Source organism: Geomonas sp. Red32, from assembly GCF_023652955.1.
Taxonomy (GTDB): domain Bacteria; phylum Desulfobacterota; class Desulfuromonadia; order Geobacterales; family Geobacteraceae; genus Geomonas.
On sequence record NZ_JAKLOY010000008.1, the window covers coordinates 190,001 to 209,045 of the forward strand.

Annotated in this window: 20 protein-coding genes; 14 read left to right on the plus strand and 6 right to left on the minus strand. The window is 62.7% G+C overall.

Annotated features, from left to right (window positions below):
* The first annotated feature begins 36 nt into the window (after positions 1–36).
* The 11 genes from L4X63_RS19190 to L4X63_RS19240 all read left to right on the plus strand — a co-directional run bounded on the left by L4X63_RS19190 (position 37) and on the right by L4X63_RS19240 (position 12,006).
* The gene (locus tag L4X63_RS19190; protein WP_250680275.1) at positions 37–1,425 is read left to right on the plus strand and encodes a sigma-54-dependent transcriptional regulator; all 1,389 of its coding nucleotides are present in this window, start codon (positions 37–39) and stop codon (positions 1,423–1,425) included.
* A gap of 380 nt (positions 1,426–1,805) precedes the next feature.
* Positions 1,806–2,006 (plus strand): hypothetical protein, encoded by a 201-nt coding sequence (locus L4X63_RS19195; RefSeq protein WP_250680276.1) that lies wholly within the window; start codon positions 1,806–1,808, stop codon positions 2,004–2,006.
* Between the two features lie 70 nt (positions 2,007–2,076).
* Positions 2,077–2,328, plus strand: a complete 252-nt coding sequence (locus L4X63_RS19200; RefSeq protein WP_250680277.1) for a hypothetical protein — start codon at positions 2,077–2,079, stop codon at positions 2,326–2,328.
* A gap of 60 nt (positions 2,329–2,388) precedes the next feature.
* Positions 2,389–3,438: a hypothetical protein gene (locus L4X63_RS19205; RefSeq protein WP_250680278.1), complete on the plus strand. Its 1,050-nt coding sequence runs from the start codon at positions 2,389–2,391 to the stop codon at positions 3,436–3,438.
* 864 nt (positions 3,439–4,302) lie between these two features.
* A complete protein-coding gene (locus L4X63_RS19210; RefSeq protein ID WP_250680279.1) occupies positions 4,303–4,614 on the plus strand; it encodes a DUF485 domain-containing protein in 312 nt (103 codons plus the stop codon).
* A gap of 23 nt (positions 4,615–4,637) precedes the next feature.
* The gene (locus tag L4X63_RS19215) at positions 4,638–6,629 is read left to right on the plus strand and encodes a solute symporter family protein (protein ID WP_250680280.1); all 1,992 of its coding nucleotides are present in this window, start codon (positions 4,638–4,640) and stop codon (positions 6,627–6,629) included.
* Between the two features lie 180 nt (positions 6,630–6,809).
* On the plus strand, positions 6,810–8,024 hold the full coding sequence (locus tag L4X63_RS19220) for a putative nucleotidyltransferase substrate binding domain-containing protein (protein ID WP_250680281.1): 1,215 nt from the start codon (positions 6,810–6,812) through the stop codon (positions 8,022–8,024).
* Between the two features lie 17 nt (positions 8,025–8,041).
* Positions 8,042–8,362: a DUF4212 domain-containing protein gene (locus L4X63_RS19225; protein ID WP_250680282.1), complete on the plus strand. Its 321-nt coding sequence runs from the start codon at positions 8,042–8,044 to the stop codon at positions 8,360–8,362.
* On the plus strand, positions 8,355–9,866 hold the full coding sequence (locus tag L4X63_RS19230) for a VC_2705 family sodium/solute symporter (protein WP_250680283.1): 1,512 nt from the start codon (positions 8,355–8,357) through the stop codon (positions 9,864–9,866). Before L4X63_RS19225 ends, L4X63_RS19230 begins: the two co-directional genes overlap by 8 nt.
* Positions 9,867–9,960: 94 nt before the next feature.
* Positions 9,961–11,208, plus strand: a complete 1,248-nt coding sequence (locus tag L4X63_RS19235) for a putative nucleotidyltransferase substrate binding domain-containing protein (RefSeq protein ID WP_250680284.1) — start codon at positions 9,961–9,963, stop codon at positions 11,206–11,208.
* 3 nt (positions 11,209–11,211) lie between these two features.
* A complete protein-coding gene (locus tag L4X63_RS19240) occupies positions 11,212–12,006 on the plus strand; it encodes a sugar phosphate isomerase/epimerase family protein (protein ID WP_250680285.1) in 795 nt (264 codons plus the stop codon).
* On the opposite strand, the gene L4X63_RS19245 is transcribed toward L4X63_RS19240, so the two are convergent.
* Positions 11,996–12,451: a universal stress protein gene (locus tag L4X63_RS19245; RefSeq protein ID WP_250680286.1), complete on the minus strand. Its 456-nt coding sequence runs from the start codon at positions 12,449–12,451 to the stop codon at positions 11,996–11,998. The genes L4X63_RS19240 and L4X63_RS19245 overlap by 11 nt on opposite strands.
* A 247-nt stretch (positions 12,452–12,698) precedes the next feature.
* Here L4X63_RS19245 and ald point away from each other — a divergent pair, with 247 nt between their 5' ends.
* The 3 genes from ald (at position 12,699) to L4X63_RS23945 (ending at position 14,485) form a co-directional block, all read left to right on the plus strand.
* Positions 12,699–13,823 carry an alanine dehydrogenase gene (ald, locus tag L4X63_RS19250; RefSeq protein ID WP_250680287.1) on the plus strand — a complete coding sequence of 375 codons (1,125 nt, stop codon included), beginning with the start codon at positions 12,699–12,701 and terminating at the stop codon, positions 13,821–13,823.
* Between the two features lie 108 nt (positions 13,824–13,931).
* Positions 13,932–14,177 carry a type II toxin-antitoxin system CcdA family antitoxin gene (locus L4X63_RS19255; protein ID WP_250680288.1) on the plus strand — a complete coding sequence of 82 codons (246 nt, stop codon included), beginning with the start codon at positions 13,932–13,934 and terminating at the stop codon, positions 14,175–14,177.
* Between the two features lie 2 nt (positions 14,178–14,179).
* Positions 14,180–14,485: a CcdB family protein gene (locus L4X63_RS23945; RefSeq protein ID WP_350339201.1), complete on the plus strand. Its 306-nt coding sequence runs from the start codon at positions 14,180–14,182 to the stop codon at positions 14,483–14,485.
* Between the two features lie 63 nt (positions 14,486–14,548).
* On the opposite strand, the gene L4X63_RS19260 is transcribed toward L4X63_RS23945, so the two are convergent.
* From L4X63_RS19260 to L4X63_RS19280, 5 genes are all read right to left on the minus strand, one after another.
* Complete coding sequence (locus tag L4X63_RS19260; RefSeq protein WP_250680289.1) at positions 14,549–15,343, minus strand: inositol monophosphatase family protein; 795 nt, start codon at positions 15,341–15,343, stop codon at positions 14,549–14,551.
* The gene (locus L4X63_RS19265; protein ID WP_250680290.1) at positions 15,333–15,791 is read right to left on the minus strand and encodes a ferritin family protein; all 459 of its coding nucleotides are present in this window, start codon (positions 15,789–15,791) and stop codon (positions 15,333–15,335) included. The genes L4X63_RS19260 and L4X63_RS19265 overlap by 11 nt, the downstream gene beginning before the upstream one ends.
* A gap of 96 nt (positions 15,792–15,887) precedes the next feature.
* Complete coding sequence (locus tag L4X63_RS19270) at positions 15,888–17,480, minus strand: sulfatase-like hydrolase/transferase (protein WP_250680291.1); 1,593 nt, start codon at positions 17,478–17,480, stop codon at positions 15,888–15,890.
* On the minus strand, positions 17,452–18,867 hold the full coding sequence (locus L4X63_RS19275) for a class I SAM-dependent methyltransferase (RefSeq protein WP_250680292.1): 1,416 nt from the start codon (positions 18,865–18,867) through the stop codon (positions 17,452–17,454). Before L4X63_RS19275 ends, L4X63_RS19270 begins: the two co-directional genes overlap by 29 nt.
* Positions 18,857–19,042 carry a hypothetical protein gene (locus L4X63_RS19280; RefSeq protein WP_250680293.1) on the minus strand — a complete coding sequence of 62 codons (186 nt, stop codon included), beginning with the start codon at positions 19,040–19,042 and terminating at the stop codon, positions 18,857–18,859. Before L4X63_RS19280 ends, L4X63_RS19275 begins: the two co-directional genes overlap by 11 nt.
* Positions 19,043–19,045: the final 3 nt, after the last annotated feature.

The window sequence follows — 19,045 nt, forward strand, 5'->3', positions numbered from 1 at the left end:
GGGAGGGGGAATTATTAGTCTCAAGAGGTGTATTCAGTGACTGCTGAAAAACGGATCATGTTGGTCGATAACGAGGAGGGGCTCTGCCGGATGATGGAGGCGGTCCTCTGCGACAACGGCTACGCGGTGACCGCCTATACCCGCTCCTTCGAAGCGGCGGAAACCTTCCAGCCCGGACAGTGGGACCTGGTGGTCACCGACATCAAGATGCCGGGAATGGACGGCCTGGAGCTCCTCCAGAAGGTGAAACAGAAGGATCCCACCATCCCGGTGATCATGGTGACCGCCTACGCCACCGTCGAGATGTCGATCCAGGCCCTGAGAAAGGGCGCCTACGACATGCTCACCAAGCCGTTCGAACCGGAGGAGCTCCTCTACCGGGTCAAAAACGCCCTCTCGCACACCAAGCTCCTCGAGGAGAACCGCGAGCTCCGGGAAGAGCTCGTGGGGCGCTTCAAGTTCGACCACATCATCGGTGCCTCCTCGTCCCTTAAGGAAGTGCTGGAAAAGGTGGAAAAGCTCGCCGTCCGCGACACGTCGGTCCTCATCACCGGCGAGTCGGGAACCGGCAAGGAGCTGATCGCCCAGGCCATCCACTACAACTCCCCCAGAAAAGACAAGAAGTTCGTCGCCATCAACTGCGGCGCCCTCCCCGCCTCCCTTCTGGAGAGCGAGCTCTTCGGCTACAAGAAGGGGGCCTTCACGGGAGCCACCGAAAACCGGCGCGGCCTTTTGGAAACCGCCGACGGCGGCACCCTCTTCCTCGACGAGGCCGGGAACCTTCCCATGGAGGTGCAAAAGACCCTTCTCCGCTTCCTCCAGGAACAGGAATTCCACCGCATCGGCGACCCGAACCCGATCAAGGTGGACGTGCGGATCATATCGGCCACCAATGCCGACATGAAGACGGCCATCAAGGCCGGCGAATTCCGGGAGGACCTCTACTACCGCCTCAACGTGATCAACCTCCACCTCCCCCCGCTCAGGGACCGCAAGGGGGACATCGCCCTGCTGGCGGCCCATTTCATCCGCCTCCAGAACAAGAAGTTCGGCACCCACATCAAGGGGCTCGCCCACGACGCCCTGGAAGCGGCGGTGGAGTTCGGCTGGCCCGGCAATATCCGCCAGCTCAAGAACGTTATCGAAGCCTGCATCGCCCTGGAGGACAGCGACTACATCACGCTCCCTGTGCTCTCCCAGTTCGTCGAGATCGCCCCTGCCGAAACAGTGGAAGCCGAGGCTCCCACCGAGGAAGGGGAATACAACAAGGCGCTTACCCGCTTCGAGACCGAATACCTGCGTGGCCTTTTGAGAAAGAATCACGGCAACGTCGAAGCCGCCGCCCGCGAGGCGGGTACCAACATGGCCACTGTTTACCGCAAGATAAAGAAGTACGGCATCCGCAAGGACGAGTACAACGCCTGATCCCCTTTCCCCTCCGGCGCCCCCTTTTGCACCGATGCAAAAGGGGGCGTCTCGCTTTGCACTTCTGCAAAAAACTGCAGCCCCGCCCGTTTTTTACACCCTAACCACCTGTATTCCCGCGACATTTCACCCCCTCCCCGTGTATACACGCGGCCGGCCGGCCCCGGTCACCCCAATAGAACACTTTAATATTCTTTGCGCTTTTGCAAATGCGCCATTGACGTTCACGGAAGGGTAAAATGAGGGCAGTAGCGGTAACCGGCCGTATTTGCACCGTTTTTCAAAGTACCGGTCCGAAACGGGTAATTGGTACGGTGGTTGCTTAATCTGCGGTGTCACCTTTCTTGATCTGTCACCATGTGTCAGGCATTCGAGGATCTATGCAGCAGCCCAACACCGTGTGCCCTTTCTACGGCAAAAACGATGATTACTGCGACGTCGGGTGCGATTACATTTCGCCCTACGACGTCAACCAGATCATCCGCTTCTGCAGCTGCCGCTATCAGGAATGCCTCAAGTACCGGGAACTCTCCGAACGGGTCCCGGCCGAGCTTCTGGACGGCGGCCTCTGCGCCGTCTAGGCGCCCACTCCGAGTTGTACGGCCGGTCGACGGACCGCGCCGGTATCATGACCTGAAAAGGAGCAAGGCAATGAGCGAAAGAGAACTGGAACTGCTTTCAAGGATCGAGGAACTTGAGCGGCATACCTGGCGCAACAGCGCCATCCTTCGCGCAGTGGCCATGGTTGCCTTCACCGCCATGATCGGTATCGTGATCGCCTCCGGTGTCGTGGGAGGCGGGCGCGGGAGCCACTGGTCCGGCCCCGCCTGGAACACCATGTGGCTCTATGGCCTGTTCGCCGCCAACGCCGTTTCGATGTTCTGGACCACTCACAAGGAATAGCAGGGACTTCAGACGGCGCTCCCCCGGGGGCGCCGCCCGCATGTTCGGGAGGATCACGAGATGCCGATGAAAATATCGAACGCCATACTCCTTCTCGTGGTGGTTGTCATCTGCGCGACCTTCTCGCTCAGGGTCTTCCAGGGTCTGGACCAAATGATGGGAGACCAGTACTGGGTGGTCGACACCACCAAAGGGGACAACGGCTGGTACGCCATGGGGCTCCTTCCCCACGTGAACAAGGTTCCCAAAGAGACCGTCAAGGCGGTCAACACCGACCCCAACGCCAGGGAGAAGTACCTGATCTACGCCCAGGCCGGGGACTTCGCCGGGAACTCCGTGTACGGGATCTGCCTCGGCATTCCGCTCATCATGTACCTGATCTGGCTGGCCTTCATCCTGGGCTTCCCGGACCGGATCGATCCCTACCTGCTGCCGCGGCGGATCTTCACCCTGGCGGTGATCGCCATGTGCTCGATCATCGTCAATCTCTTCCTGATGCGGATCGCCGCCGACTTCGCCCGCGACCCCATGTCACGGATCGCCAACGTGGCGGGAAACCACGCCTCGCTACTGTTCCATAACGCCGGCATCTGGTTCGCCATCCTTTTCTCGGCCCTGGGAACCCCCAACCACAGCGCCCGCGAGACGGCGGCCCCCGACAGCAGGAATTGGCAGACGCAGGCGAACGAGAAGTTCAACTGGATGTTCGTGCTCCTCTTCGCGGTGACCGTCCTGGAGGTGGCGCTGGTCAAGAACAAGCTCGCCCTCCCCGATGCAGCCGTCGACTACTCGGTCTGGATCATCCTGGTGGTCATCTTCATGCGGATGTACGGTTTCTCCCCGAAGTACTGGGTCAAACGGGGACGCGGGATCGGCATCATGGTAGCCGGCACGCTCTTCACGCTGCCGGTCTTCTACCTCCTCGAGCGGGCCACCGGCACCCTGGGAGCCGGCTTCGCCTCCCCCATCCTCACTCAGGCGCTGGGTCCCGAGAACGCCAACATTGGATTGTCGCTGATGATTTCAATCTATCTCATCTTCTGGATGGAATTTTCGGCGGCCATCAGAATGAATGGACCATCCAAGTCACTGGGTATGCTCAAACGCTGAACAGTTTAAACCCAAAGATGAGAGTCTCCTTTTTAAAGGGAGGGCCGTAAAAGGCCCTCCCTTTTTTTATTACTTCCCTCCGTTGACATCCTAATTAAACAACTTATCCTTGGTCATTAAGAGAGCTGGCCTCGGGCGGAACGGCCGCCTCTGTTATTGATGGCGTCAGGCACGATGCTATGACAGTACATGAGCCGCCGGGCCCCTCCGCCCTCTCTTTGTGACGCGGAAAAGCAGCCGCCAATGAGGCGGCATCGGGTGAAACTCCAGCCCGCTGAGAGCATTTTCAGCGGCAGATAGTGAATCCGCCCCGGTCCCGCAGAGGCGAAAAAGCATGCGGGCATATGTCGAAAATAAAATGCGACGGCGTTTCCGGAAATGGACGCCAGCTACACTAAAGCGGCACCACAACGGCGTACCGGAAGGCCGCCAAACAAAAATAAAAAATAATTTATCCCCAATTTTTCCATTTACTGTTGTATTTTCGAATATTTAGTGCAAACCAGGGGCCCAAGCCCCTTCATTTTTGTTTGTTGCAAGATTTAAAACGGCGTTTATTTTTATTGTACATTTTAAAATCATATGGTAAAAGTGACTCAAAGGGTTGGAAAATGAGACGGTGTTTCAGAACCAGCAGAAACCCAAAAACATCTGGATCACAGCAGAACAGTCGGCTTTTCAACAGGTTATCAACCGGCAGTACTAGTAAAACAGCTGAACATTTTTGGCTCCACGATAGAGGTAGCACTTAGCTGAAACGGAATCACAAAATTTTCGAAAAAGGAGGAGTTATCGGAATCTGACGAACACGGGGCGGGACGCCGCCACCACAACAGTGCATTTATCAAGAAAGGAGTGACAACCATGGCAGAGAAAAAGTACGACTGGGCCGCAATCGCAAAGAATCCAAAATTCGTAGAACTGCACCACAAAAAGACCGCCTTCCTGTTCGGCTGGTGGATCTTCAGCTGCGTGTACTACTTCCTGCTCCCCCTGGGTGCAGCGTACACCCCCGGCATCTTCAAGGTTAAGATCATCGGCGTCATCAACTTCGGGTACATGTTCGCTCTTTCCCAGTTCTTCGTGTCCTGGGGAATCGCGCTTTACTACTCCCACGTCGCCAACAAGGACTTCGACCGGCTGACCAGGGAACTGATCGACGAACTGCATCTTTAGGAAAGGAGGAACGACACATGACCATGAAGAAGATATTCATCGCCGCCACGCTGGCACTCTCTATCGCCGGTGCCGCCTTTGCTGAAGAGTCCGCCAAGGCTCCCGCAGCCGCCCCCGCCGCAGCAGCCGCCCCCGCAGCCCAGGGTGCCGCTCCGGCCGCCACCGCCGCCGCCCCCGGAGCCGCCGCCCAGAAATCCGCGGTAGCAGCACCCGCTCCGGCCCCGGCCGAGAAGAAGCACGAGCTCAAGACCAACAGGACCATCACCATCGGCCTGTTCGCCGTCATCATCGCCATCACCATGGGCGTCGTCGTCTGGGCCGCCAAGCAGACCAAGACCGCGGCCGACTTCTACGCCGCCGGCGGCGGGATCACCGGTACCCAGAACGGCTGGGCGATCGCCGGCGACTACATGTCGGCAGCCTCCTTCCTCGGTATCTCCGGCCTCATCTCGCTCTACGGCTACGACGGGTTCATGTACTCGGTCGGCTGGCTGGTGGCCTACATCACCGTGCTCCTGATCGTAGCCGAGCCGTGCCGTAACGCAGGCAAGTACACCCTGGGCGACATCCTCTCCTTCAGGACCTCCCCGAAGCCGGTACGCGCCTTCGCCGCCATCTCCACCGTAGCGGTCTCCACCTTCTACCTCACCGCCCAGATGGTCGGTGCCGGTAAGCTGATGGCCCTTTTGGTCGGCATCCCCTACAAGATGTCCATCATCGGCGTCGGCATCCTCATGGTCGGCTACGTCGTCTTCGGCGGCATGACCGCCACCACCTGGGTCCAGATCATCAAGGCCGGTCTCCTCATGTCCGGCGCCATCCTGCTCTCCATCCTGGTCATGGCCAAGGCAGGCTTCAACCCGGTCGGCTTCTTCGACATCATCGTCAACAACCCGAACATCCAGGACCACGTCTCCAAGCTGGTGCTGAAAGACGGCGTCATCCTCTCCGGTATCGATGCCGGCCAGCGCTTCCTCGAGCCTGGTCTGTACATGAAGAACCCGCTCGACCAGATCTCCCTCGGTATGGCCCTCGTGTTCGGTACCGCCGGCATGCCGCACATCCTCATGCGCTTCTTCACCGTCCCGACCGCCCAGGCTGCCCGTAAGTCGGTCATCATCGCGATGTTCATCATCGGCGGCTTCTACGTGCTGACCACCCTCCTGGGCTTCGGCGCCGCCATCAACATCACCCCGCAGGCGATCACCGCGGTCGACGCCGGCGGCAACATGGCTACCCTGATGCTGGCCCAGGTCATGGGCGCCGACATCGCCCCGATCATCGGCGACCTCTTCCTCGCCTTCCTCTGCGCGGTCGCCTTCGCCACCATCCTCGCCGTGGTCTCCGGCCTGGTGCTTGCCGCCTCCGCCGCCATCGCCCACGACATCTACGTGAACGTGATCAAGGACGGCCACGCCGACCAGCACGAGCAGGTCTTCGCTGCCCGCGTCACCTCCTTCGTGGTCGGCGCCTGCGGCATCATGATCGGTATCGCCGCCGAGAAGCAGAACGTTGCCCACCTGGTGGCACTGGCCTTCGCGGTCGCCTCCTCCGGTAACCTCCCGGTCGTCGTCCTCTCCCTCTTCTGGAGGAAGTTCAACACCGCCGGCGTCATCTCCGGCCTGGTGGTTGGCACCGTCTGCTCCATCGCCCTGGTGCTGGTCTCCCCGAACATGACCTACCCGAAAGTGGTCGCCGGCGGCGCCAAGAAGGTGGTCGCCGCCCTCGAGAAGAAGCAGGCTGCCCTGCCGGCAGGCGCTACCCTCACCGAGAAGGACACCAAGGCTCTCGCCAAGGCCCGCGTGGATGCCCAGCAGGACGGCACCTCGCTGGTCGGCCTCGACAAGCCGCTCTTCACCCTGAAGAACCCGGGCATCGTCTCCATCCCGCTGGGCTTCCTGGCCGCCATCATCGGCGCCCTGGCCTTCCCGAGCCGCCGCTCGGAAGAGATGTTCGACGAAGTCTATGTACGTCAGAACACCGGTATAGGTATGGCAAAGGCCGTCGACCACTAGAATCTGGCCCGCTAAGTAACAGGAAAATGGGGAAGGGATACCTTCCCCATTTTTTTTGATACTGTCACCCGTGCCGACCGGTAATAACTGCAGTGCGGTACAAAGAGTTTTACAAAACGCAATTTTTCTGTAGAATCATTCAAGCAGTTCCCATCCAAGCCCAAGAACGGAAAAGCTGCAATGCCCCACCAGATCTACCCCGCCGAAATGACCGACGAGGAGCTCCTGAAAGAATTGATGGGGCGGGTGCAGAGCTTTTTGCCGCTTCTGGAGGGTGACGAGATCCCGGCCATGCTGAGGGGGCTCAAACTCTCCGCCCAGGAGGAGCTCGACGAGCTCACGCGCTTCACCCGCCGCCAAAAGGAGTTGCTCGACTCCATCCCCGCCGCCGGTTACCAGGAACTCCACCGGCTCCACCAGCTGCTGAACCAGGTGGAGATGGAGCGTTTCCTCAAGTTCTACTCCGTTCCCGCCCTGCACGAAAACTGCACCGATTACCGCGACGCCCTGGCCCGCCGGGCCCTCGAGCTCGTGGAGACCGAGATGCCCGCGCCCCCTCCCCTCCCCTTCGCCCTCATCAGCATGGGGAGCGACGGACGCGAGGAGCAGACCCTCATCACCGACCAGGACTACCTGATCGTCTATGCGGACGGCGGCGGCGAGGAGGCGGACCGCTACTTCCGGGAGCTCTCGCTGATCCTGGTGGAGCGGCTGGCCGAGGCGGGCTTCAAGAAATGCACCGGCGACATCATGCCCTCCAACGAGAAGTGGCGCGGATCGCTGTCCCAGTGGATGCGCCGGCTCCTCTCCATCGCCCGCTACGAATGCGAGGATTACGGGACGAACCTGATGGACCTGATCGTCATCTCCGACGCGCGCTACGTGGCCGGGGACCGGGAGCTCGCCGGGGAGCTGGTGACCCGCATCAGGGCGCTCGAACAGGACTATTTCCAGGCGCTTTGGGGGATGGCCAAGGCGGCCACCGAGATGAAGCTGGCGCTCGGCTTCCTGAAACGTTTCTGGACCGAGGGGAGCGGCGAGCACAAGGGGGAGTTCAACCTCAAGCTCCTCGCCTGGGCCCCGCTGGTGATGAACGTCAGGATCCTCGCCATCAACCAGGGGATCCCGGCCACCTCGACCGTACGGCGGATCGAGTTTTTGGAAAAGGAGCGGAGCTTCTCGGCCAACACCGCGCGCGGGCTGATCGAGGCATACCGCATCCTCACCAAGCACCGGATCCTTTTGCAGGTCAAGGTGATCAAGGGAATCCAGAGCGACGCCTACCACCTTAACCCGTACTCGCTGGCGAGCGACGAGCGGGAGCAGATGAGGCACGCGCTCTTGCTGATCGAGGACCTGCAGAAGATCATCCATACCAACTTCGCCATCATGTAACGCCCCGGGAGCACACCATGAACCGCCAGCAACGCTACCAGGTCAACCTGTTCCGCCCGAAGACGGGACACATGCGGGACGAGGTGATCATCATCTGCGCCATCCTCTTCGGCTGGGCCGTCTGCACCTTCGGCTTCCAGATCGTGCTGGCGGTGAGCAGCGGCACCGGGCTGGGGAGCCTTTTGACCCGCCTGTCGCTCTTTGGCCTCCCGCTCCATTTCTGGTTCACCGGCCAGTTTCTCCCCCTTTGGTTCATCGTCCTCTGCGTCTTCTTCAACCTCTACATCGACCGCATCTCCGAATTCCACAGCCGCAGGAGAGACCGCAACTATGACTGACGCCTCCTGGACCCTGGTGGTCGCCACCATCGCCCTCCTCTCCTTCATCGTGGTGGGGCTCAAGCAGAAGTCGCGGGAAACGATCGAGTACGGCTTCGGCGGGCGTTTCACCGGCCGCATCGGCGGCGGGGCCGCCATCGCGAGCAACTGGATGAGTGCCGCGAGTCTCATGGGTCTCGCCGGCCTGATCTACCTCAATGGGTACCAGGCGCTCGCCTTCGTGATCGGCTGGACCGGCGGCTACGTGCTGCTGCTCGTGCTTTTGGCCGGCCAGATCCGCCGTTTCGGCAAGTTCACCGCCCCCGACTTCGTCGGCGAGCGCTACGCCTCCCCGGCGGCGCGCCTGATGGCGGCGGGGATCTCGGTGATGATCTCCATCATCTACTGCGTGGCCCAGTTCAAGGGGATCGGCCTGATTGTCTCCTTCATGCTCGGGATCGACTACGCCCACGGCGTGATCTACGGCGCGGCCGCGGTGGTCTCCTACCTGGTGCTGTGCGGCATCCTCGGGGTCCCCCGCAACCAGCAGCTGCAGTACTTCGTGATCCTCGTCTCCTTCATCCTGCCGCTCATGTGGCTCGCCAGGAAGCTCGGCTACTTCTGGCTCCTCCCCCAGTTCGGCTACGGCGACGCCATGGGGGACCTCGCCACCCGCTTCGGGATCGACATGTCCACCCCCTTCGCCCAGGGGACCCTCTTCCAATGGTGCGCCCTCTGCTTCACCCTGATGGTCGGCACCGCCGGGCTTCCCCACGTCCTCTCCCGCTTCTACACGGTCCCCAATCTGAGGGAGGCGCGCTGGAGCGTGGTCTGGGGGCTCTTTTTCATCGCCCTCATCTACTGGTCGGCCCCGGCCTACGCGGTCTTCGGGAGGCTCATCGAGGCGAGCGGGGGGCAGATCCAGCCGGTCAAGGGGATGGCCGACCTGGTGGTCCTCAAGACCGCGGTGGTGGCGGGGCTCCCGGGGTGGCTGATCGGCGTTTTGGCCGCCGGCCCCCTGTGCGCCGCCTTCTTCACGGTGGCAGGCCTTCTGATGACCGGCGCGGCCTCCATCTCCTACGACATCTTCTATTCGATCCTCCATCCCGGTGCGAGCGCGAGCGCCCGCATGCGGGTCGCCAAGGGGGGGACGCTGGCGCTGGCCGGGCTGGTGCTCCTGATCGCCCTCAACACTCCCGGCATGATCGCCGAGATCACCGCGGTGGCCTTCGCCCTGGCGGGGAACACCATCTTCCCGCTCTTCCTGCTCGGGATCTGGTGGGAGCGGGCCAACGGCGAGGGGGCCATCGCCGGGATGCTGGCCGGGGTGGTCTGCACCTTCGCCGAGCCCTTCTTCGGCACCGTCTTTCCCCAGGCCGCCGTCTGGTTCCCGCTCACCTCCTCGTCGCTGTTCGGGGCCCCGCTGGTGATCTGCGTGATGATCGTCGTCTCGCTCATCACCCCTCCCCCGCCCGAGGAGATGCGGCAGTTCCTGGAGAGAGAGGTACACGGGCATCTGGATTAGGAGCAGGTTCCAGGTGATAAGAACAAGTTCTGAGTTCTACGTTCCAGGCTAACGGCAAACCGCTTTAGCCTTCAGGTTTAGCAGGGAGCACTCCATGCCTTTGCTGTTGGGATCCAAAGGAAAAGACATCCTGGAATGGCGTGCCAGTAACGAACTGATCGACGGGATCAGGGAGAGGCTGGAAGGCCGGTGGGGAAGGAGCTCGACCCGGAAGGCCGAGGGGGTGATGAGGGAATACCTCGCCCTTTTGGACGAGGAGCTCGCCTTCGAGGAGGAGTTCGCCGGGGAGCTCGCCGCCCTCGAGACCGCCGCCGGCGAGGCGGCCGATTGCCCCGAGCTCCGCGCACTGCTGCGGCGCCACCAGGAGCTGGTCTCCGCCTACTTCCGCCGCCGCGGCTCGGTCCTGGCCATGACCGGGAGCTGCAACCGGTTCCACGACCGCGTCCTCGCCCGCGCGACCGCCCTGGCCCGCGGCCGCATGGCCTCGCTCGGGCAGGGGGAGCCACCCTCCTACGCCCTGCTGGTCTCCGGCGACCGCGGCCGCGGCGAACAGACCCTGGTGAGCGACAACCGCTACCTCCTCCTCTACCTGGAGGATTCCCCCCGCGCCCTGCTCTTCAGCCGCCAGCTGACCGAGGCGCTCAAGGAATCGGGGATCCTCACCGGCGACCATCTCTTCTGGCACGGCCCCCTCACCCGGTGGCGGGTCATCGTGGAGGGGAGCTCACCCTCCATATCCGACGACGATTTCCCCCGCTCTCCCCTGGTGGACGCCCCTCACGAATTCCCGGAATGGGAGTGGCGCCTGGAGGCGATCTGCGACCTGGCTTTTGCCGGGGGCGATCAGAAGCTTGCCGCCACCGCACTGGAGGCCGCCCGCGCCGCCCTTCTCGAGGAGCGCTACCGTGCGGGATTCATGGAGCTCGCCCGGCGGATCATCACCCTTCCGCTCGCCCTGGGGCGTTTCGGGAGGTGGCGGCTGGAGAAGGAGGGGGATCACCGCGGCGAGCTCGACCTGCAGCAGCTGGCACTCTCCCCGCTGGTCATGACGGTGCGGGTGCTGGCGGTGCAGGCGGGAATCGCCCCCGGGGGGACGGTGGAGCGGGTGCAAGCGTTGCTGGAGCGGGGGGCACTCAGCGTGGATCTCTCGGACCGGCTTTTGAAGGCCTACCAGCTCCTCATGCAGCTGAGGATCAAGGCGGAATTGACCACCGGCGAGAGGGGTGCGTACCTCAATACCGAAGAACTGGGGAGCGAGGAGGACGAACGGCTGCGGGGGGTGCTGGACACGGTGCTCAACCTGCAGAAGATCTCCTACCAGCGCCTGGTGGGGATGGCGTAGCGGATGCGGATCTCCATTTCGGCAGGCACGCTTTTCATCTTCCCCCTGGAGAAGGTGTTCGAGATGGCCTCGGAGGTCGGTTTCGACGGCGTCGAGCTGGTGATCAACCAGGAGTTCCAGAAGGTGAACTCCCGCAGGCTGATCAGGAAGCTCGCCGAGAGCATCCCGGTCCTCTCCATCCACGCCCCGTTCATGGCGCTGGACGGCTGGGGGAACCAGATCGACTCGGTGAAAAGGTGCGTGGAGATCGCCGGGGACTGCGGGATCGGGCTGGTGAACTTCCACCCCCCGTCCTGGCTCGGCTGCGAGATCGGCTACTGGCGCTGGCTCTACAAGATCAACGATTTTCAGCGGGAGATCGGCGGGGACAAGGTGGCGCTCACCCTGGAGAACATGCCCTGGACCGGGAAGTACCGGATCAACGGCTACATCCTGTCGGAAACCCAGAAGATGATCGACTTTTTGAAGGAGAGAAACCTCTACCTGACCTTCGACTGCACCCACATGGGGAGCGGCAAGGCCAACTTCATCAACGACTTCTACCTCTGCTACAACTCGGGGAGGATCCGGAACATCCACTTCTCCGACTACGGGCACGGCCGCCAGCACCTGTTGCCCGGCCACGGCATCCTGCCGCTCACCCGTTTCTTGAACCACCTGCGGAACACCGCCTACAACGACATCGTCACCCTCGAGCTCTCCCCCCACGAATTTCCGCGCGACGAGAAGATCATCGTGCAGAGCCTCAAGGAGATCCTCGACTACCTGAGGCGGGAGACCGCCAAGACTACCCCCTGACCACGTACACCGAGCACTTGGCGTCTTTGACCACCTTGTGGGAGACGCTCCCCAGAAGCTTCCTCTTCAGAAACCCCTTACCGGTACTCCCGATCACGATGACGTCGATCTCCTCCTTGTCGGCGTAGCGCAAAAGCTCCTCGGCCGGGTCGCCGTAGACCACCGCGATCTCGAGCGGCACCTCCATCTCGGCCGCGTTCTTCTCGATCACGTAGAAGATCCGTTCCTTGAGCTCGGCCCACCCGTCCTGCTCGGTGACCGGCCTGGTCGGGACGAAGTCGGTGAAGGTGTTCCTGGTGGTGTTGGGAAGCACCAGGAGACCGTGCACCTTGCTCTTGAACTGGCTCGGGTTGCCGGCCGCCAGTCTCACCGCCTCTTCGGCAGCCTTGTCGGAAAGGGGAGAGCCATCGATGGCCACCAGGATCTTCTTGCGCAGGTTGAGCATAAACTTCCTCCGATATGCCGTCATCCAGTCCGGAACGGTTGCACAACTATAATTCATTGATTGAGCTTTTTCAAAAGCTATTTTAGGGGGTTAACAGCCAGTCCGCTCACCCTTACCTGCCCGCTCCCCACTCAATCAGGGTACGCTGGTTGACAGCACCGGCTCCCCCCGTGAGAATATCAGTAGCGATAGCGGGAACGCTCAGTCATTGATGGAGCGCTGCCATGACAATTCCAGGGGGTGCGGCATGATCGTCGGCGTTTTGAAGGAGATCAAGACCGAGGAGAACCGGGTTTCCATGACGCCGGCCGGGGTGGAGGTGATGACCGGCCACGGACACCAGGTGCTGGTGGAGAGCCTGGCCGGGGTGGGGAGCGGCTTCGGCGACGATGCCTACCGCGACGCGGGAGCCGCCGTGGTGACCACCCCGCAGGAGGTCTACCGGCGCGCCCAGCTGGTGATGCATGTGAAGGAGCCCCAGCCTTCCGAGTACGGGCTGATCCGCGAGGGGCAGCTCATCTTCACCTACTTCCACTTTGCGGCCTCCCGCGAGCTGACGGCGGCGATGATGAGCTCCCGGGCGGTGGCCATCGCCTACGAGACCATCACCGACGCCAGCAACAGCCTCCCCCTACTCACCCCGATGAGCGAGGTGGCCGGCCGGATGGCGGCCCAGGAGGCTGCCAAGTACTCGGAAAGGGCCCAGGGGGGGCGCGGCATCCTGCTCGGGGGGGTCCCGGGAGTCCCTCCGGCCACCGTCGTCGTCCTGGGAGGCGGGGTGGTCGGCACCCACGCGGCCCAGATGGCCTGCGGGCTGGGGGCCAAGGTCTACCTGGTGGAGGCGGACCTCAACCGGCTGCGGCACCTCTCCGAGGTGATGCCCAAGAACTGTTTTCCGCTCATGTCGTCGCCGGCCACCATCCGGGAACTCGTGAAGGTGGCCGACGTGGTGATCGGTGCGGTGCTGGTAAGGGGAGCCAAGGCGCCCCGGCTGGTGACCCGCGAGATGCTGAAGACCATGAAGAAGGGAGCCGTGCTGGTGGACGTCGCTATCGACCAGGGGGGATGCTTCGAGACCTCGCGCCCCACCACCCACAAGGCCCCCACCTTCGAAGAGGAGGGGATCCTGCACTACTGCGTGACCAACATGCCGGGGGCGGTCCCGCTCACCTCCACGGTGGCCCTGACCAACGCCACCCTCCCCTACGCCGTCGAGCTCGCGGGCGAAGACTGGCGCGAGGTGGTCAGGAAGGATCCCGGCATCCGCGCAGGCATCAACGTCGCCCTCGGCCGTGTCACCTACCGCGGCGTCGCCGACGCCTTCGGTCTGGAGTACACCCCCGTCGACAACCTGCTCATCTCGATACCATAGGGAGACCGCTCCCCTCAGATCTCCACAGCAGCATTCCCTCCTTGGATCTCCTTGACGCGCATAGGTATGCGCGTTACACTCGCGCCAGTGTCTGGAAAGGGAGGCAATATGCAGACGTTGAAAAAACAGACTAACCGCCGGCGCTCCATCAACCTCACCGCGGACGCAGAACTGGTGAGCCGCGTTCGCCAAGAGGGGGGAAACCTGTCGGCATTGCTCGACGAGTCGATGAAGGAATTCCTGAAGAGAAAGGAGTTAGAGCGCTGGAAAGAGGAGAACCGGGCCTCTTTCGAGTCCTACAATCGAATGATTGAGGAAACAGGATTGATTTCCGATGACCTTGGGGTGCTTTGAAAATGGCACAGTTTGATGTCTTCTCTAATCACAGTTCGAAGACTTCAAAGCGTGCACCATATCTCGTGCAGGTCCAGGGGAACTATCTCGATTCCACCATTACGACCGTCGTGGTTCCGCTTTTACTGCCAACATCTTTTATCCCCGCGCCGGTTTTGAATCCCGTAATTTCTTTCGGCGGAGTTGAGTATTATCTTGGCGTTGCCGAAATCACAGCAGTCTTACGGTCAGCACTTGGGCGTCCACTAGGATCGGTGAAGCAACATCGTACGGACATCATCAATGCCATAGACCGGTTAATTCAGTAGCACGATCAAAAAACGAAAGGGGCCATTCGGCCCCTTTTCCTTTTCCTGCCTCTGCTTTTCCGCCTACGCCCCCCGCTGCAACACTCCCAGCATCTCCTGGTGGATCGCGCCATTGGAGGCGAGGATGCGATGGTCGTAGATTGAATATGGTTCGCCGGCGTGGTTGGTAACCTTCCCCCCCGCCTCGGCGACCAGGAGCGAACCCGCCGCCACGTCCCACGGCTTCAGCTTGCACTCCCAGTAGCCGTCCAACCGCCCTGCCGCCACATAGGCGAGATCGAGGGCGGCGGCCCCGGCCCGCCGCACGCCGCGGCACTCCAGGTGGAAATCGATGAAATGCTGGAAGTTGTTCTCGTTGTCGCGCGTGCGGTCGTAGGGGAAACCGGTGGCGAGCAGGGTCCCGTTCAGGGGAGCCCGCTCGGAGACCCGGATCGGCTGGCCGTTCAGGAAGGCCCCCTCCCCTTTCACCGCCGTGAAAAGCTCGTCCATCATGGTGTGATAGACCACCCCAAGAAGGACCTTACCTTCGTACTCGAGACCGATGGAAACACAAAACCAGGGAAAACCGTGGGCATAGTTGGTGGTGCCGTCCAAGGGATCGATCACCCAGGTAAAGGGGGCCAAGCCGGCCTGGTAGGTATTCTCTTCGGCCAGGAAGCGGTGATCGGGAAAGGCGTTCTTAAGCCTCGCCACGATGAGCTCCTCGCAGCGGCGGTCCACCTCGGTCACCAGGTCCACCGCCCCTTTCAGGGTGATGTCGTGCTCGCGGTACAGCTCCTCCCGCTGCACGGCTCCCGCTTCCCGGGCGGCGGCCACGGCCTCTTCCAGGTAGCGGGCGATTTCCTCGTTACTGTTCATTGCGTATCCTTGCCTCCGGCTGGACCAGGAGCTCGCCGATCTGCTCCAGGAGGGTGAAGTGAACCTCGTCCTCCTCCGCCATCTTGATCAGCAGCTCGCGCTCCCAGACGTGGGTCGCCTCGCGGGCCAGTTCCCAGAGATGCCGCGCGCTGGCGGCCTCGAAATCGAGGGCGGCCAGGTACTCTTCCTTCTCATAGCGGAACCGCTGCCTTTTGCCGCTCCTCAGGCTGTGGAGGAGCGGGCGCGCACCGTCCAGCGTGCGGGAATTGGGGAGATCCACCTTCCCCGCCGCCTCGAGCGCGCGCAGAGCCTCGGCGTGCCGCGCCTCGTCCTCCGAAATCATAGTGAAGATACGGCTCACCTCGGGATTGGGTGAGAGCGCACTGAAACGCTCATAGCGGCCCTTCCCGTCCCCCTCTTTGCTGAGTACCACATCCTTCGGCGTCATTTCCCCCTCCGTTTCTGTAGGCTGCCAGCTGGAAAACAGTAGCAGAAAATAGGGAAATAGCAAAGGACGGCAAAATCAGCGGTTTTCTGCCAGAAATCAGTCGGCATCGGGCTCTTCTTTCGAGATAGTTACCGGCAGCGAGCCACCGGCCGCCTTGGCATCCAGCCAGGAGGCGAGCTCCGCCGGTGTCCCCACCTTCCCGTCCAGTACGCTCAGGACCATCTGCTTGGTGAGGATGGTGTTGAAGCGGCCGCCGTAGGTAAAGCCTGCCCGCTCGCCCGGGAGCTTCACCAGGTAGGGGACGTGCTGGCGGTCGAGCACCTGGTCGTAGGTGTTGGTCCGCCAGTGGTGGTCTGAGGAGACCACCAGCAGGGTCGAGTCCCAGATCCCCTTCTCTTCGAGGGAGCGGCGGAGCTCCCCGAGGCAGCGATCGGCCAGGGCCAGGTTGTCGAGGTACCCCTCCCGCTTGTTGCGGTTGAACGCGAGCCGCCCGCTCTTGCGGTCATAGACGTTGGGGGAATGCGGCACCGAGAAATGCAGGAAGGTGAAGGTCGCGTCCTCACCCCGGATGGCCGCCGCCACGTCCCGCCCCATCGACGTCACCATGCCGATCTGGTTGTCGGCCAGCATGGTGCTGCTTCCGGGGAGGAAGCGGAAATCGACCACCTCCCGCCACTGGTGAACGAGCACCGCGAGGAAGCTTTCCGAGGTGTAGAAGTTGAAGCGGGGGTAGTCGCGGCAGAGATCGACCCCCTTCATGGTCCTCGCGTAGGGAAGGTACCACCCGAGGAGGGCGGTGCTCCCTCCCCGCTTCTTGACCTCGCTGAAGACGCTCTCCTGGGAGGCGAAGTCGCAGGGAGGAAGCCCCCCCTGCCGCTCCAGCTCCAGGCTCGCCGCCCCTTGCGGCACCGTCCTCACCAGCGGGATCCCGGTGATGAGGGAGGGAAGCGAGGTCTGGGTGTTGTCGTTGGGCGAGTAGGCGCGGGTGGCGAAGAACGCCTCCTTCTTCAGCCGGTCGAAGGCGGGGAGCGCAAGCGAGGCAGGCCGCTTGGCGAAGGCCAGCCGGTAGTCGGTCTCGTCAAAGATGACCCAGACCACCCGCCTCTTCAGGGGATTGACCAGCGGCCGGGAAGGATCGATCGCGTGGGGGCGGAAATGGGCGGCGGGCTCCACCAGGTAGACCGCCTGCAGCGATTCGCCGAAGGTGATGAGGAGATAGGGGGAGAACAGCAGGGGGAGCACGGTGTAGTGCCGGGCCAGCCACCCGCGGTAGCGGATCAAAAACCCCAGGAGGAGCGCCCCTCCCCCCCAGCAGGCGGCCGAAAACCAGAAGGCTCCGGTGACGCCGAACAGGAAGACGAAACGGGCGAAGGAGATGAAGGCGACCCCGATGCCGTAGGCGACGATGACCCCGGTGGCGCAGATCACCGCCATCACGAGCCACGGGAAAAGGCGGCGCTCCCCCTTGGTCAGCCGGACCAGCAGATACAGGAGCGCCCCGAGCAGGAGGACGTTGGCCATGGCGGCCAGGTAGGTGTTGAGCGGCGAGGAGGCCAGGAAGAAGCCGCTTCCCCGGTGGTAGGGAAGGATCTTCAGCCACAGCCGGACCAGCCAGAGGTTGGCCACCGACAGGCAGGCGATCGCCTCCCGGCGGCTCCCCCTAGACCAGAGGATTTTTTTCCATGACATACAGCCAGCGCTCCTGATCGATCACCTTGGTCCGCTCGCGGATGGTGAAGTGTTGTGCGGCGGTCCGCTCGAAGTGCTCCCGGGTCAATTGCCGGTACAGGGAGTCGCGCCCCCGCGTCAGCCGCTTGAACTGGGGATCCTCCGGGGGGACGTACTCGATCACCAGGTGCCGGTTGGTGATCCGGGCGGCCAGGGCCAGCACCTCGTCGAGGGGGATCTGGCCGGTGACCACCAGGTGATGGACGAGAGCCAGCATGAAGACGGCGTCGAAACGGCCGCGGGCCCGGGCCAGGAAGGAGGGGGTCTCCTCGTTGTTCCACCCGGCGGCAGGGGTGGGACGCGCGACATCGACCACCAGGGGGAGGATGTTCATCCCCCGCTCGGCGCTCTTCCGGTAGAGGGCTTCCACCACCACGGGATCCTGGTCGAGGGCCACCACCTCGGAGCCCGCCTCGGCCGCCAGGCGCGAGAAGTGCCCCGAGTTGCAGCCGACGTCCAGCACCCGGCCGGGGCGCGTCCGGCGGAGGAACTCTTCCACGAAGGAGCTTTTCTGGTCGAAGGCATCTTTCTCGTAGCTGCAACTGGTCTCGTAGTCGCTCCAGGTGGAGCGTGCCGGGGGACGCCAGGAGCGTTCCACCTGGCGCCGGAGCCCCTTGAGCTGGGTTCTCAGCACGAACTCCGCCTGCTCCCCGCTCTTCGACCGCCGGGGGCGGTAGACGGAGGCCGCCTCACGCTCGGCCCGGCCGGAGAGCCAGACCGGCAGCGAGACCGGGGAGAGGAAGCGGGGGCGGATCCTGTCGAGGGGGCCGAGCATCCGGTACAGCTGCTCGGGCTCCATCCCGTCGCGGCGCACGAGGAACAGGGTGGAGAGCGGCAGCCCCAGATGCGAGGCGGCCAAAAGCGGGAGCAGGAAGGTGCGCATGAACTGCCCCTGGGCGAGCCAGACCGGGTCCAGGGGGTCCCGCTTCTCGAAGGAGAGGACGTCCACGAAGACCGGGCGGCTCCCCTTGAAGAGAACGTTGTAGGGGGTGGCATCTTTCAGCCCCACGCCCCGGGCGAGCCCCCGCTCCGCCATCTCCAGGGTAAGAAGCGCCGCCGCCTTCAGCATCTCGCCGCACCACTCGGCGGGAAAGGACGGAAAGGGGATCGATTCGTGGGCCAAAATGAGCTCTCCCGGGCGGGTGACGGTGGCAAGCTCGCCGGGGGCCTTGTCGAGGACGCGGGTGCGCACCACCTCCCCGTTTTTCATCATCCCCTGGAAGAACTCCCCTCCCACCAGCGCCCGGCACTCGTCGGCGGCTTCGGCGTAGACCTGGCGGACCGGCGAGTCCCCGACGAAATGGAGCCGGCCGGCGGGATCGCGGAACGAGCGGGCTCTACTCTTCATTCCGCTTCACGGCCTTGATCAGGAAGCCCCAGATCTTCCTGAAGTAGAACATGGCCCCGATGAAGAAGGAGACGATGAGCTGCCAGAGCATGAGCCCCGAGCCGGGATCGGAATAGGCATGGGCATAGCTCGGGAAAAGCAGGCAGAGATAGAGAACGGCAAGTAAACGCTTCACGGA